Consider the following 15,100-nt stretch of genomic DNA (forward strand, 5'->3'; position numbering starts at 1 on the left):
CGAGATTCCCCATGTCGCGCGCCCTAGACACCCATACCGACTTCATTCCCCGCCACATTGGCCCCTCCGACGCCGACCAGGCCGCCATGCTAAGCGTGATCGGCAGCCCCAGCCTGGACGCCCTGATCGAAGAAGTCGTGCCTTCGAAGATCCGCAGCCAGGCCCCGCTGGCGCTGCCGCCCTCGCGCAGCGAAACCGACGTGCTGGCCGAGCTGAAGCAGATCGCGGGCCGCAACAAGGTCTACCGCAACTACATCGGCCAGGGTTACTACGGCACGCAGACGCCCAACGTCGTGCTGCGCAATATTCTTGAGAATCCCGCCTGGTACACGGCCTACACGCCGTACCAGCCGGAAATCTCGCAGGGCCGCCTTGAAGCCCTGCTGAACTACCAGACCATGGTCGCCGACCTGACCGGGCTGGATATCTCCAACGCCTCGCTGCTGGATGAAAGCACCGCTGCCGCCGAAGCCATGACGCTGGCGCGCCGCGGCGCCAAGTCGCAAAGCCCGGTGTTCTTCATTTCGCGCCATGTGCACCCCCAGACCATCGAAGTCGTGCGCACGCGCGCCGAAGGCTTGGGGCTGGAAATCGCGGTGGGCGACGAGGCCGAAGGCCTGCCCGAGTGCTTCGGCGTGCTGCTGCAATACCCGCACAGCACGGGCTCCGTCGCCGACTACCGCAAACTGACTGAAACCGCCCATGCGCAAGGCGCCGTGGTGGCGTGCGCGACCGACCTGTTGGCGCTGGCCGTGCTGGCCGCGCCGGGCGAGTGGGGCGCGGACATCGCCATCGGTTCGGCGCAGCGCTTCGGCGTGCCGTTCGGCTTCGGCGGCCCGCACGCCGGCTTCATGGCCTGCAAGGATGGCTTCAAGCGCAACATGGCCGGTCGCCTCGTCGGCGTGTCCAAGGACTCGCAAGGCAATCCCGCGATGCGTCTGGCGCTGCAAACGCGCGAACAGCACATCCGCCGTGAAAAGGCCACGTCCAACATTTGCACCGCGCAGGTGCTACTGGCCGTGATGGCCGGCATGTACGCCGTCTGGCATGGCCCCGAGGGCATCCGCCGCATTGCGCAGCGCGTGCAGCGCAGCACCGCCATCCTGCGCGGCGAACTCATCAAGCTGGGCGTGAAGGTCGTGAACGACACGTTCTTCGACACGCTGTTGCTGGAAACGGGCGCAGCCACCCCGGCCATCCTGACGGCCGCCGAGTGCGAGCACATCAACCTGCGCCGCGTCGATGGCGCCCGCCTGGCGGTGTCGCTGGACGAAACCGTCACCGTCGCCGACCTGCAAGCGTTGGTCAACGTGTTTGCCGCCGGCCTGGAACGCGATGATGTCGAACTGGACATCGACGCGCTGGATGCGGCCGCCGCCAGCGGCATTCCCGCATCGGTCGCGCGTGAAAGCGCCATCCTGACGCACCCGGTCTTCTCCAGCGTGCAGTCCGAAACCGACATGCTGCGCTACTTGCGCCGCCTGGCCGACAAGGACCTGGCCCTGGACCGCACGATGATCCCGCTGGGTTCGTGCACCATGAAGTTGAACGCCACCGCCGAGATGATCCCGATCACCTGGCCCGAATTCGCGCTGATCCACCCGTTTGCCCCCGCCTCGCAAAGCCAGGGCTACAACGAGCTGATCGACCGCCTGTCGGCCGCGCTGTGCGAAATCACCGGCTACGACAACATCAGCCTGCAGCCCAATTCGGGCGCGCAAGGCGAATACGCCGGCTTGTTGGCCATTCGCGGCTATCACCAGGCCAACGGCCAGCATCAGCGCAATGTCTGCCTGATCCCGTCGTCCGCGCACGGCACCAACCCCGCGTCGGCGCAGTTGGCCGGCATGGACGTGGTGGTGGTGGCGTCCGATTCCAACGGCAACGTCGATCTTTCCGACTTGCGCGCCAAGATCGAACAGGTCGGCGACAAGCTGGCCGCGCTGATGATCACGTACCCGTCCACGCACGGCGTGTTCGAAGAAGCCGTGACCGAAATCTGCGACCTGGTCCACCAGGCCGGCGGCCAGGTCTACCTGGACGGCGCCAACATGAACGCGATGGTCGGCGTGGCTCAGCCGGGCAAGTTCGGTTCGGACGTTTCCCACCTGAACCTGCACAAGACGTTCTGCATCCCGCACGGCGGCGGCGGCCCCGGCGTGGGCCCCGTGGCGGTGCGCGCGCACTTGGCGCCGTACCTGCCGGGCGTCGTGAACGAGCAAGGCAAGTTGCCCGGCGACGCGAAGGTCGGGCCGGTCTCGGCCGCGCCGTTTGGCTCCGCCGGCATCCTGCCCATTCCGTTCGTGTACATCTCGCTGATGGGCGCCGACGGCCTGCGCCGCGCGACGGAAGTCGCCATCCTGAACGCCAACTACATCGCGACCCGTCTGCGTGACCACTACCCGGTTCTGTACGCGGGCCGCAATGGCCGCGTGGCGCACGAGTGCATCCTGGACGTGCGGCCGCTGAAGGAAGTCAGCGGCATCAGCGCCGAGGACATCGCCAAGCGTCTGATGGACTACGGTTTCCACGCACCGACGATGAGCTTCCCGGTAGCCGGCACGCTGATGGTCGAGCCGACGGAATCCGAAGGCGTGGCCGAACTGGACCGCTTCATCGACGCGATGATCTCGATCCGCGAGGAAATCGCCCAGGTCGAACGCGGCGAACGCGATCGCGAAGACAACGTCTTGAAGAACGCGCCGCATACCGCGCAGATGCTGATGGCCGAAGAATGGCTGCACGACTACCCGCGCCAGCAAGCCGCCTATCCGGTGGCGTCGCTACGCGAGGCCAAGTACTGGCCGCCGGTGGGCCGGGTGGACAACGCCTACGGCGACCGCAACCTGGTGTGCGCGTGCCTGCCGATCGAAGCCTACGCCTGATGGCATGACTGCCCGGCGCAAGCCGGGCAGGGATCCTGATGTGAGGGATCCCGCAGGCAATAAAAAACCCCCATCTTTTTTCGATGGGGGTTTTTCTTTGGGCGGGGCGACGCAGGCTTACTTGGCCGCCGTGCCCTTGCTCAGCGTGCCGAAGTCTTCGGCGATGCTGATGAAGGTGTTCAGCAGGATTTGCAGGTTTTCCTTGCCGATGCCGCCTTCGGCGTTCATGTCCATCTGCAGCACGGCCTGGTTCTTGTCGTCCAGGTAGGCGCGGGTCCAGCGGTATTCCTGGTTCCAGGTGTTGATGGCCTTCAAGGCCATCGGCTTCTTGGTCTTGTAGGTGGCCGTCACGACCAGGTCCAGGCACTTCTCGGTGAAGTCGTTGCACAGGAATTCCAGGCGCAGGTCGCTGGCGCCGGTGGTGCCGGGATCCAGCACCAGCACCGGGCCTTCGTCGCCATCGCTCTGCTTCACGGTGTAACCCATGTCGTCGAGCATGCTGCTGACCATGTCCAGGTCGAAGTTCTGCATCATGCCGGCGGTCGGGGTGTCGGTCACCGCGGGCTCTTCCTGGCCCGGCATCGTTTCCTCTTCGGGCTCCTCATCCATGGAGTCCATGCCGGCTGCACCCAGCAGGCCCGAGAAGAGTTCGTCGGCCGGGATCTTCTTGCCGTTCAGATCGCCCATGCCGTCGGCAAAGGTGAACTTGCCGACGATGTTGTCGCCTTCGTTCTTGCCGACGTTGAACATTTCAGCCATGCCCGACATCTGGCGCACGTTTTGTTCGGCTTCTTCGGCGGCCTTGTCGGCAGCCATGCCATCCTTCTTGACGGCGTATTGCGTCATCAGGTCTTTGACCATCGGCTTGGAGATGATCAGCGTGGCGTCGATGCGCTTGATGGCTTGAACCGCGATTTCCTGCGGCGTCAGGTTCTTGACGTCGGCGGGGTTGGCCAGGTCCAGCGTGAAGTTCAGCTTGCTTTCGCCCTTGCCGGTCTTCCAGCTGATCGGATCGATGCTGAACGACGGGTTGCCGGCCAGCAGCTTGCCCGCGTTGTCCAGCAGCACCTGGATCTGCTCGTCCTTCAGGCCTTCGTCTTCCGTGCTGGCCATGTATTGGCGCACCAACTGGTTGTAGGTGTCGGACAATTGCTTGACGGCCTGGCCGTCCAGCTTGGCCAGCTTGATCACGGCTTGGCCGTTGCCGAGCGCGACGTCGTTCACGATGATGTCGCCGGTCTGGTAGGCGGCTTGCACGTTGATCGATTTGTCGTCTTCCGACAGCTTCACGCCGTAGCCGAAGTTGTCCAGCGACAGCTTGATGTCGTCTTCGGGGCGGGTGACGTCGATGCGCTTGATCTTCAGGTCGGAATCGCCGATCGACACGCCAAACTTGCCCACGCGGCTATTGGCGTCGATCGTCATGCCGGCGATGGAAACCTTGGCGGGGTCGCTGCTCTTCGAGGCGTCGATCGTCAGCGTGTCCATTACGCCGCGTGCGGTCACGCCTTGCAAGGCGCGATCGAACTCGCCGGTCACGACCATGCCGCTGAAATCCACCGAGGTGCCTTCGTGCGTGACCTTGACCGGGGCGATCTTGGACGTGGAGCTGGTGATGCCGCTATAGCTGATGGTGGCGTCGCTGATCAGCGGCGATACGCCCTTGGTCAGTTCGAACACTTCCTTCAGGTTGTCCGTCTTGGCCATTTCGGCATGGACGTAAGCCAGCTTGGGCGCAAGGGCGCCGGTTGCCAGGGCGCTCTTGGGGAAGGGGCCGTGTTCCACGACCGCGTCGAATTCAATCATGCCGGCGGGCATGGCGTCGGGGCTCTTGTCGTTCTTGACAAGCGACAGGCCATAGCGGGCCTGGGTCGAGAACAGGCTGCGTTCGTACTTCAGCTGGTCGATGCGCAGGCCGAACAGCGGCGTCAGCTTGGCCAGCTTTTCGTTGGCCTCGGCCAGATGGCGCTGCGAGCTTTCCTCAATACGTTTGCCGGTGTACCACGTGGCGCCTACCCAGCTTCCCGCTCCCACTATGACCACGCCGAGGGTGATCGCTACGCTCTTTTTCATCGTTCTGCTTTTTTCGTTGATTATCGAGTCATATCCGACAGGCGAGGCGTTTATTGCCATCGCGCCTTGGCGGCCAGCAGCCGCCGTCGGTATACACGTATTCATCGGCCTGTAAGGGCCCGCGGCGAGTATACCGAGGCGCGCCGTAACCTGAGCGTGCGCGCAGTTACTGAAGATTTCAAAATGAAAGGCCAGCGCACAAGCGCTGGCCTTCTACCGATGGGCGGGCGCCCGGTAAAGCCGCCTTCGGGGGTAGCAAGCATGCAGAGCATGTGCGCGGCGTGGGGCTTTATTCCTGCAATATGACGGCTTGGCGCCGGATTACAGCGGATCCAATGGGTAAATCGGGCGGCGAACGTGCTTGAAATCCAGTTGACTGTAATCGGATGTCGTGACGCCCACGCCCGTGCATTCGATCACCTCGGTCGCCATGTCCGAGAATCCCGCGCGCCAGTGCACGCGGCTTTTCAGCACCACATAGCGCTTTTGCAGCGGATCGATGCCGGCCGACAGCAGGCAATTGATGTCGAAGGGTTCCTGGTGGCGCGACACCACCACGATGTCGACGCGGCCCGTGTCGATGACGACGGTCAGGCCCGTGTCATTGCGCACGCCCCGATACATTGGGCCGCGGTTCAGGTAGACGCCGTCGAACACCAGTTTGACGCGGCCGGTCACTTCCAGCGGTTCGCTGGCTTCCTTGATGGCGGGCATGGGCAGCTTGCCGCCCAATTTCAGCGTGAGGGTGGCGCCTACGCCGGCGGCGGCGGCTTCGTTCGCGGCCTGCGGGTCGCAGATGGCGTAGAAGACGACGTTGTCCAGTTCCTGGCGCAGCACTTCGGCCAGCACGGCGGTGGTGTCCATGGTGCCGCCGGAACCGGTGTTGTCAAAGTGGTCCAGCAGCACGACGGGGCCCTGTTCGATCGTCTTCGCGCGGGCAATGGTGGGCGCCAGCGGTTCAGGGTGGAACACCCAGTCCGCGCGGCCGGCCCACGCGCGTTCCAGAAGCTCGTCGCGGTATTGCCGCGCCTCGTCCGGCTTGCCGTCCGTACAGACGACCGCGCTCAGGCCGGCTTCGCGGATGTCGGCATGCGGAAAGCCGACGAACACGGAGGCCGCCAGCACGCCATTCGCCTCAAGTTCCTTGCACCGTTCCTGCAAGGGCTTGTTCGGCGCAGCGTGCGTGCCTTGGCACATGATGTGCGGCAGCATCGGCTTGTTGGCCCAGCTCATGACGGGGCGAACCTCGCCTTTGAGCGTGCGCACGATCACGTTGGCGGCGCGCACGCCCGCTGCGCGGATGTCCACGTGGGGATAGGTGTGGAAGCCGCTGATGACGGTGGCGTTGTTCACGATGTCGTCATAGATGTTGGCGTGCATGTCCAGCGTGACGGCGACGGGCGTCTTGGGGTCGATTTCACGCAGCCGGCGCAGCAGGTCGCCCTCGGCGTCTTCCACCCCTTCGGCCACCATCGCGCCGTGCAGATCCAGCAGAATGGCGTCAAAGCCGCCCAGCTTGACCTGGTCCAGCACCAGTTTGCACAGCCGTTCATGCGTCTGGGCGCTGGCGGGGCCGCTTGGCCAGGACTCGGCGGCCACGGGCACGACGATGTCGACGCCTTCGCGGCGGGCCACTTCGATATACCCCCCCAATCCGCTATCGGTATTCTCGTAGGCCTTGATGGCGCGTTCGCCGGCCAGGATTTCGGGATTGCCGCGGAAAAAGCGTTCCAGCGGGGTCGGCACGGGCGAATAGGTATTCGTCTCGTGCTTGATCATTGCCAAAAGCCAACGCATGGGAATTCCTGTGGGTTGCTGTGGAAAGTCAGTTCGCTTTGGGCGGCTGGGGCCACGGATGCTGCGCGGGGCGCATTTGCTCCCAGGCGCGCGCCACGCGCAGCACGCCCAGATCATCAAAACGCGCGCCGGCGATCTGCAGCCCGATGGGCAGGCCAGCCCGCGTATAGCCGCAATTGACGGACGCGGCCGGCTGTTCGCTCATGTTGAAGGGCAGCGTGAAGCCGATGTGGTGCATGGTGGTGGCGACTTCATTGGTCGGCGACGGCCATTCAGCGTTGTAGGCCACCACGGGCGCCACGGGCGAGAGCACGTAATCGAACGGGGCGCAGGCCGCCACGGTCTTGGCGCGCACGTTCAGGGTGTCGTAGTAGCTGCGGAAGACGGCTTCGCCGGACTGCCCGCCGCCACTTTCCGCCCAAGCGCGAATGAATGGCAGGATTTTCGCGCGGCGCGCGTCGGGCAGCGCGGCAAGGTCGATCGCCGAGCGCGTGCGCCAAAAACGGTCCACGCCGTCCAGCATGTCGGGCGTCATCCAGGGCAGCATCGGGGTGACGATGGCGCCGGCGGCCTCGAAGGCTTGGGCCGCGGCTTGCACCGCGTCGCGCACCTCGGGGTCTAGCGGCAGCCCGCAGCCAGCTTCCATCAAGAGGCCGATTCGCAGCCCGCGCACGTCTTGCGCCAGGTTCAGCCAGTCGAAGTCCTGGAAGGGAAGGCTCATGTGGTCGCGCGCGTCGGGTTGCGACAGCACGCCCATCATCAGCGCCGTGTCCGTGATCGTGCGCGTCATCGGGCCGGCGCAGCGGCCCATGAACGGCGGATCGATGGGAATGCGGCCCAGGCTGGGTTTCAGCGTGGCGATGCCGCACCAGGCGGCCGGCAGGCGGACGGAACCGCCAATGTCGGTGCCGATATGCAGCGGCCCATAGCCGGCGGCGGCAGCGGCGCCCGCGCCGGCGCTGGAACCGCCGGGATTCTTGGAGAGGTCCCAGGGGTTGCGCGTCAGTTCGTGGAAGCTCGACAGCCCCGAGGACAACATGCCGTAGTCGGGCATGGTGGTCTTGCCCAACAGCACGGCGCCGGCTTCGCGCATGCGGGCGGCGGGGGGCGCGTCGGCGGCGGCCGGGGTCAGGTCGGTGGCGGCGGTGCCCAGCGGAATGGGCGTGCCACGGGTGGCGATGTTCTCTTTGATGGTGGCGGGCACGCCGTCCAGCGTGTAACCGCCCGCGGACAGCGGTTCGCCTTTCAGCCAGCGGGCTTCGGAGGCTCGCGCCATCGCCAGCGCGGCTTCGGGATCCAGCGCATAGGTGGCCTTCAGGTGCGGTTCCCAGCGTTCGATGTGTTCCAGCACGGCGCGCGTGGCTTCAACGGGCGAAAGCGACTTGTCGCGGTAGGCGTGCAGCAATTCCTGGGCGGACAATTCATGCGGTTGTGACATCTTGGTTCCAGTGTGCGGATGGAGACATTCAGGGCGTCAAGGCGTGGGCGCGTGTGCGTGTGCGTGCGCCAGCGTGGCCGCGACGGGCTGGAAATTGCGGAAGTCCCAGTCGCGCCCGGGCGCCGCGTCAATCAAGGCGCGGGTGTACTCGTGGCGGGGCTCGGTCAGCACGGTTTCCGCGGAGCCGGTTTCGACGACCTTGCCGCGCTGCATCACCATGATGGTGTCGCAGATTTGCGCGGCCACGCGCAGATCGTGCGTGATGAACAGCACGCCGACGCCGGTGCGCTGGCGCACCTGCTCCAGCAGTTCCAGCACCTGCGCCTGCACCGACACGTCCAGCGCCGACACCGCTTCGTCCGCCACCAGGATTTCGGGGTCCATGACAAGCGCGCGCGCAATGCAGATGCGTTGGCGCTGACCGCCGGAGAACTGGTGCGGATAGCGCCGCATGGCGTCCGGGCTGAGGCCCACGACGGTCAGGGTTTCGCCCGCGCGCTTCAAGGCCTGGTCGCGCGGCATGCCGAAATTGAGCAGGCCTTCGATAATGGATTCGCCCACCGTGCGGCGCGGATTGAGCGAGCGGTAGGGGTCTTGGAAGACGATCTGGATACGCCGGCGAACCGGGCGCAGCGCCGAGCCGGATAGCGTGCTGAGGTCTTCTCCGCCCATCATCATGTGGCCGGCGGTGGGTTCGATCAGGCGCACGATGCAGCGCGCCACCGTGGACTTGCCCGAGCCGGACTCGCCAACGATTCCCAGGATCTCGCCTTTGCGCAGCGTCAGGTTGACGTCGGTGGCGGCGATGACGTTCTGCGCCGCCTTGCGGGAAAACAGCGAACTCTTGCCCGCGTAGGTGCGGCCCAGCCCCTTGACGTGCAGCACGGGCTGGCCGTCGGGCGCGTCTCGGCGGATCGGCACCAGGCTGGGCACGGACGACACCAGCCGCCGCGTGTAGGACTGCTTGGGTTCGGCAAGGATCTCGTTGCGGGTGCCGCTTTCGATCAGGTCGCCGCGATTCATCACCACGATGCGGTCCGCGATCTCGGCAACCACGCCGAAGTCGTGCGTGATGAACAGCACGGCGGTCTGGTGCTTGACCTGTAATTCCTTGATCAGCGCCAGGATCTGCTTCTGCGTGGTGACGTCCAGCGCGGTGGTGGGTTCGTCGGCGATCAGCAGCTTGGGTTCCAGGATCAGCGCCATCGCGATCACGATGCGTTGGCGCTGGCCGCCGGACAACTGGTGCGGATACGCGTCGAAGATGCGTTCGACGTCCGGCAGGTGCACCGAGCGGAACATGTCCAGCACCTTGGCGCGGCGTTCGGCCGCGCTCATGCTCTTGCGATGCAGGCGCAGCACTTCGTCGACCTGCTTGCCCACCGTATGCACGGGGTTCAGCGCGGTCATGGGTTCCTGGAACACCATGGCCATGCGGGTGGCGCGCATCTCGCGCAGCCGGCGTTGCGAGGCGGTGGCCACGTCTTCGCCTTCGACGCGGATGGAACCGGCGCTGATGGACAGGATGCCCGGCGGCAGCAGGCCCATCACGGCCAGCGACGTGACGGACTTGCCCGATCCGGATTCGCCGACCACGCACACCGTTTCGCCGGCATGCACGTCCAGGCTCAGGTTGCGCACGACGCGGTTGCCCGCGCCGCCGACTTCCACCGACAGGTTGCGGATGGCCAGGATGGCGGACGAGGTATCGCCCGCGGGAGGGGTGGGGGAATAGGTCATGGGCATCAGATCCTGCGAACCATTTTGGGGTCCAGCGCATCGCGCAGGGCGTCGCCCAGGATGTTCACGCTAAGCACGGTCAGCGACAGGAACAGGCCGGGAAAGAGAATCAGCCCGGGCAGCATGCGGAAGTACATGCGACCTTCGGACATGATGTTGCCCCAGGATGCGATTTCGGGCGGGATGCCCGCGCCCAGGAAGCTCAGGATGGCTTCGGTCAGCATCGCGGACGCGAACACGTAGGTGCCCTGCACGGTCAGCGGCGCGATGGTGCTGGGCACCATGTGGCGCCACAGCAGCAGCGGTAGCGGCGTGCCGAGCGCCAGCGCGGCCTCGACGTAGGGTTCGCCACGCACGGTCAGGATCTGGCCGCGCACAAGCCGCACCACCCGGGGTATTTCGGGGATGGTGATGGCGACGAGTACGGTCGTGATGCTGGCGCCGGTGACCGAGACCAAAGCGATCGCCAGCAAGATGCCGGGAATCGCCATGATGGCGTCCATCGTGCGCATGATCAGCCCGTCCAGCGAACGGAACCAGCCGGCGATCACGCCGATCACCAGGCCGATGACGACGCTGACGACCGCGGCGCCCAAGCCGGCGATCAGCGAGATGCGGGCGCCGTAGGCCACGCGCGACCAGACGTCGCGCCCGAAGGCGTCGGTGCCGAACAGATAGTCGGTGAAGGGCTGTTTGAGCCGCGCGCCCGGGTCGATGAAGGTGGGGTCGACCGTGCCCAGCAACGGCGCGAACAGCGCGATGGCGATGATGGTGACCAGCACCACCAGCGCCAGCATGACGGGCCAGCTTTTCAAGCCCTGGCGGATTTGCCGCCAGGCGGTCACTTGAGGGTTGCCGCCTCCGGGAAGGTCGGCTGCCGCCTGCACGGCGGCGTCGGTTGGCGTTTGCATCGGGCGGCCTCAGTATCGGATACGCGGGTCGAACACCGTGTAGGCGCAATCGACAACGAGATTGATGAACACGTAGACGAACGCGAAGAACAGCGTCAGCCCCTGAATGACCGGATAGTCGCGTGCCAGCACGGCTTCCACCACCAGCCGGCCCAGGCCGGGGATGTTGAATACTGATTCGGTCACGACCACGCCGCTGATCAAGAGCGCGATGCCCAGGCCCACCACCGTGGCAATGGGCACGGCGGCATTGCGCAGGGCATGGCCCAGCAGCACGCCGGTTTCACCCAGGCCCTTGGAGCGAGCCGTGCGGATGAAGTCTTCGCCCATGACCTCGATGACGCTGGTGCGCGTGATGCGCGCGATCAGCGCCACGTAGACCGTGGACAAGGCCAGCGACGGCAGGATAAGCCGGTGCAGGTAGGGCCAGAAGCCCTTGGCCAGCGGCGCGTAGCCCTGCACGTTGAACCAGCCCAGCTTGATGGCGAACAGCCAGATCAGCAGGTAGCCCGTGACGAACACCGGCACTGAAAAGCCCAGCACCGAAAAGCCCATCACGGCGCGGTCCAGCAGTCGGCCTTGCCGCCATGCCGCCAGGATGCCCAGCGGAATGGCGACGACGAGCGTGAACAACAGGGTCAGCACCGCCAGGCTCATCGAAGGTTCAAGACGTTGCACGATCAGTTTGGTGACCGGCACGCCAGACATGAGCGAGGTGCCAAGATCGCCTTGCAGGAGCTTGCCGCCCCAGATGAAGAACTGCTTGATGACCGGTTGGTCCAGGCCCATCGTCTGCCGTATCTGGACGATACGTTCAGGCGTGGCGCCGTCGCCAGCCATGATGATGGCCGGATCTCCCGGGCTGAAACGCAATATCGCGAAGACCACCACCGCGACCATCACCAGAACGGGGATGGTCGCGAGGAGCCGGCGTGAGACGAATGCCAGCATGTATTTCCCCCTGAACTGCTTGCCCCTTTAAGGAGCTTTCTTGACGTTCCAGAACGCAAAGACCGGTGCATGCACCAGGCCGGAGAGCTTGGTCGAGTAGACGGTGGGCACGGACATCTGGCCCAGCGGCACGTACAGGCCTTCGTCGATGCCGATGCGCTGCAATTCGTCGGCGATTTTCTTTTGCTCGGCGGGGTCGGAAGTCAGCGCGAACTTGGTGCGCAGTTCTTCCACCTGCGGCATGTCGGGCCAGCCGAACCAGGCGTTGTCGCCGTTGGCGGCGGCGGGCGCGGAACGCACCGGGTCCATCACGTCGGTGGCGTACCAGTTGGTGTTGTGGATGTTCCAGCCGCCTTCAGCCGGCGCGGCCTTGGACGCGCGGCGCGTGGCCACGCTTTGCCAGTCCATGGCGGCCAGGTTGACGTTGAAGCCGGCCTTGCGCAGCGCTTGTGCCATCACCACGGGTTGCGCGGACAGCGTGCCCACGTCGGTCGCGTGCATGACCAGGATGGGCGTGTTGTCGTAGCCTGCTTCCTTCAGCAGGGCCTTGGCCTTTTCGATGTTCGCCGGCACCACGACTTCCTTGCCGATGTCGCTTTCCATCGGCGTGCCGCAACCCCACAACGAGGCGCAGGTCTTCCAGTATTTCGGATTGCCGACCAGCGCCTTCATCACGTCTTCCTGGCCGATGGCGTACATCGCGGCCTGACGGATCTTCTTGTTGTTGAACGGCGGATACTTGAAGTTGAAGCGGTACATCGTGAAGTAGCCGACCGGGCTGAGCGACTCTTCCTTCAAGTCCTTGTTGCCTTCGATCATCGGCAACAGGTCATACGGGAACTGTTCGACGAAATCGATCTCGCCGCCCAGCAGCGCGTTGGCGGTGGTCAGGGCGTCGGGCATGACGTCCCATTCGACCTTGTCCACGTTCACGACCTTGCCGCCGGCCAGGGCGCTTGCGGGCTCTTTGCGCGGCACGTAGTCGGTGTTCTTGGCATACACCGTTTTCACGCCCGGCTTGAATTCGATGACCTTGAACGGGCCCGAACCGGTCATGTCGGTGATGGGCTGGCCAATGGCCTGTTCGGCGATGCGCTTGGGCATCATGAATGGCGCGGTGCCGGTCGGCTTGGACAGGGCGCGCAGCGCCAGGTCCGTGGGTTCTTTCATGACGATACGAAAATTCTTGTCGTCAATGACTTCGATCTTGTCGGTGAATTTCAGCAGCGTGCGGCCCATGCCGTCGCCTGCGGCCCAGCGCTTGATCGAGGCCACGCAGTCTTCGGACGTGACGGGCTTGCCGTCGTGCCACTTCTGGCCGTCGCGCAAGGTCATCGTGTACGTCTTGCCATCGGGCGAGACTTCCCACTTCTCAAGCATCTGCGGCTGGATCTTGTTGTCGGCGTCGGTGGCCAGCAACGTGTCGTAGATCATGTAGCCGTGCCACGTCGTGATGTACGCGGTGGTGGCGTGCGGATCGGTTAACCGCAGCGGCGAGTGCATGACGGACTTGATGACGGTTTCGGCGTAAGCGCCGTGGGCCATCATCAGCGTTGCACCGGCCAACGTGGCCGCTCGAACAAACTTGAGCATGGAGATTCCCCTTGAAGCGTAGTGAGCGGCACTGTCGGCCGCTACGTCGTTAACGCGCCGCGCAAGGGCGGCGTGCGAGGGTCAGGCGGTCGCGGCTCGGCCGGAAAACACCGGTCCGCAAGGCGCCATTCTGATACCGGGACGCAACCGTGTCCATGGTTGTTTTGCCGCATCCATCAGCATGGAGCCCGGCGCCGCGCAAACTAGAATCGTCTGGGAGATCGACGTGAAATCCGCCCGGAAGTGGGCGGAACTCTTCACCACCAGAATCGCGGCGCGCGTGGGCTCCACCCCCGCGAACCGGAACATCTCCTGGTCGGCCATCTGCACCTTGTTCGACGCGACGATGATGCGCACGCCGCCGATGCGCAGGCAGGCGCTGGGGCCCAGGTCCATGTGGAAACCACGGTAGAACGCGCCATGCGTGTCGAAGCGTCCGTCTGAAGTTTTCTCGACAATGAACTCGCTGTCCAGCGGTTCGTCGTCGGGAATACCCGAGTGTCCACCTAGTGCAATCCGTACCTTGTTGCCGACGCCCGCGCGGTGCGCGGCCAGGGCCGCGGCCGGGTCCACAATCAGACCAATGGAAGCGTCGCGCGCATCGTGGCGGATCAGGGCGCGCAGCACGCCGGTGGTGTCCGAACTACCGCCGGCGCCGGGGTTGTCTTGCGCGTCGGCAATGACGATGGGCTTGCGGGCGTTCTGCGACAGCCGCATGGCTTCCTGCACGGCTTCGTCCGGGGTGTATAGCTTGCCTCCGAAGTCGCGCTCGGCGTTCAGCACCGCTCGCGCCATTTCCGCGGCGGCGGCGTCGGCGTCGGCTTGCGTCGTGCCGTAGGCCCACACGGTGGGCGCGCATTCCGGGAAGTCTGCAGCGGGGAATCCCGTGGCGAACGACAGGCTGGTCACGCCGCGCGATTCAATCTCGCCCACTAGCGCGTACAGGCTGCGCGAGGGCTCGATATCGGTGGATTGCCAGCAGAGCGAAATCAGATAGGGCAGGGCGCGCAGCGACGCATAGGGCCGCGGCACGCCGGCCAGGCGTAGCGACAGCAGCGCGGCGGCGCGCTGCCCGGTTTCGGCCATGTCGATGTGGGGGTAGGTGCGGTAGCAGACCAGCGCGTCGGCGTGGCGCACCATGGCGCGGGTGACGTTCGCGTGCAGGTCCAGGCTGGCGACGACAGGTACGTCAGGGCCGACGAGTTCCCGCACGCGCTTGAGCAGTTCGCCTTCACCGTCGTCCACGTGTTCGGTGACCATGGCGCCGTGCAGATCGAGGTACACGCCGTCTAGCGGCATCGCCTCGGCCAGGCCTCGCAGGATCATGGCGCTGATGCGTTCGAACGCGTCCTTGGTGACCAGCCCAGACGGACTGGCGGCCGCCCAGGTGGTGGGCACGAGCGTGTGCTGTCCCATGGCTTCGATGAAGCCCGCCACGGGGATGTTCGCGCCCGCCACGGCCGCGAACATCGCGGGCCCGCTGACAAGGCGTGGCCAGCCTCCACCTTTCTCGGCGAAGTCTTCCCAGGTGGCGCGCGAGGGCGCGAACGTATTGGTTTCGTGCTGAAAACCGCCAATCCCGATGCGCATCTGGCATCCCCTTGTCGTCTTGGTGTTCGGAAGGCGCGGGGACGACACCGCGCCTGGTTCAGTACTCCCCTGGCGCCGGCGCACACCCCGCGATCCACGGATCGGGCGCAGCGGCGCCCCCT

General features: G+C 65.3%; 9 protein-coding genes. 1 reads left to right on the forward strand and 8 read right to left on the reverse strand.

Going from position 1 to position 15,100, the window contains the following annotated elements; genetic code table 11:
* Positions 1-11 precede the first annotated feature (11 nt).
* A complete protein-coding gene (gcvP, locus tag ACI0FO_RS15455; RefSeq protein ID WP_416027930.1) occupies positions 12-2,885 on the forward strand; it encodes an aminomethyl-transferring glycine dehydrogenase in 2,874 nt (957 codons plus the stop codon).
* A gap of 117 nt (positions 2,886-3,002) precedes the next feature.
* On the opposite strand, the gene ACI0FO_RS15460 is transcribed toward gcvP, so the two are convergent.
* From ACI0FO_RS15460 to ACI0FO_RS15495, 8 genes are all read right to left on the reverse strand, one after another.
* Entirely contained in the window at positions 3,003-4,958 is a 1,956-nt protein-coding gene (locus ACI0FO_RS15460) for a DUF945 family protein (protein ID WP_416027932.1), read from the reverse strand.
* Positions 4,959-5,279: 321 nt separating this feature from the next.
* The gene (locus ACI0FO_RS15465; RefSeq protein WP_416027934.1) at positions 5,280-6,755 is read right to left on the reverse strand and encodes a M81 family metallopeptidase; all 1,476 of its coding nucleotides are present in this window, start codon (positions 6,753-6,755) and stop codon (positions 5,280-5,282) included.
* A gap of 28 nt (positions 6,756-6,783) precedes the next feature.
* The gene (locus ACI0FO_RS15470) at positions 6,784-8,193 is read right to left on the reverse strand and encodes an amidase (RefSeq protein ID WP_416027935.1); all 1,410 of its coding nucleotides are present in this window, start codon (positions 8,191-8,193) and stop codon (positions 6,784-6,786) included.
* A 36-nt stretch (positions 8,194-8,229) separates the two neighbouring features.
* Entirely contained in the window at positions 8,230-9,933 is a 1,704-nt protein-coding gene (locus ACI0FO_RS15475) for an ABC transporter ATP-binding protein (protein ID WP_416027937.1), read from the reverse strand.
* 5 nt (positions 9,934-9,938) lie between these two features.
* Positions 9,939-10,844 (reverse strand): ABC transporter permease, encoded by a 906-nt coding sequence (locus ACI0FO_RS15480; RefSeq protein WP_310031789.1) that lies wholly within the window; start codon positions 10,842-10,844, stop codon positions 9,939-9,941.
* Positions 10,845-10,853: 9 nt separating this feature from the next.
* Positions 10,854-11,795 carry an ABC transporter permease gene (locus ACI0FO_RS15485; RefSeq protein WP_105556965.1) on the reverse strand — a complete coding sequence of 314 codons (942 nt, stop codon included), beginning with the start codon at positions 11,793-11,795 and terminating at the stop codon, positions 10,854-10,856.
* 27 nt (positions 11,796-11,822) lie between these two features.
* Positions 11,823-13,388 (reverse strand): ABC transporter substrate-binding protein, encoded by a 1,566-nt coding sequence (locus ACI0FO_RS15490; protein ID WP_105556964.1) that lies wholly within the window; start codon positions 13,386-13,388, stop codon positions 11,823-11,825.
* A gap of 81 nt (positions 13,389-13,469) precedes the next feature.
* A complete protein-coding gene (locus ACI0FO_RS15495) occupies positions 13,470-14,978 on the reverse strand; it encodes a M81 family metallopeptidase (protein WP_416027939.1) in 1,509 nt (502 codons plus the stop codon).
* Between the last annotated feature and the right edge of the window lie 122 nt (positions 14,979-15,100).

The sequence above is a fragment of the Achromobacter marplatensis genome (genome assembly GCF_049060505.1).
Taxonomy (GTDB): domain Bacteria; phylum Pseudomonadota; class Gammaproteobacteria; order Burkholderiales; family Burkholderiaceae_B; genus Achromobacter; species Achromobacter marplatensis_A.

Coding starts and splice junctions, on each gene's coding strand:
- ACI0FO_RS15495 (WP_416027939.1), bottom strand. CDS start 14,978: ATGCGCATCGGGATTGGCGGTTTTCAGCACGAAACCAATACGTTCGCG.
- gcvP (WP_416027930.1), top strand. CDS start 12: ATGTCGCGCGCCCTAGACACCCATACCGACTTCATTCCCCGCCACATT.
- ACI0FO_RS15485 (WP_105556965.1), bottom strand. CDS start 11,795: ATGCTGGCATTCGTCTCACGCCGGCTCCTCGCGACCATCCCCGTTCTG.
- ACI0FO_RS15470 (WP_416027935.1), bottom strand. CDS start 8,193: ATGTCACAACCGCATGAATTGTCCGCCCAGGAATTGCTGCACGCCTAC.
- ACI0FO_RS15465 (WP_416027934.1), bottom strand. CDS start 6,755: ATGCGTTGGCTTTTGGCAATGATCAAGCACGAGACGAATACCTATTCG.
- ACI0FO_RS15460 (WP_416027932.1), bottom strand. CDS start 4,958: ATGAAAAAGAGCGTAGCGATCACCCTCGGCGTGGTCATAGTGGGAGCG.
- ACI0FO_RS15480 (WP_310031789.1), bottom strand. CDS start 10,844: ATGCAAACGCCAACCGACGCCGCCGTGCAGGCGGCAGCCGACCTTCCC.
- ACI0FO_RS15475 (WP_416027937.1), bottom strand. CDS start 9,933: ATGACCTATTCCCCCACCCCTCCCGCGGGCGATACCTCGTCCGCCATC.
- ACI0FO_RS15490 (WP_105556964.1), bottom strand. CDS start 13,388: ATGCTCAAGTTTGTTCGAGCGGCCACGTTGGCCGGTGCAACGCTGATG.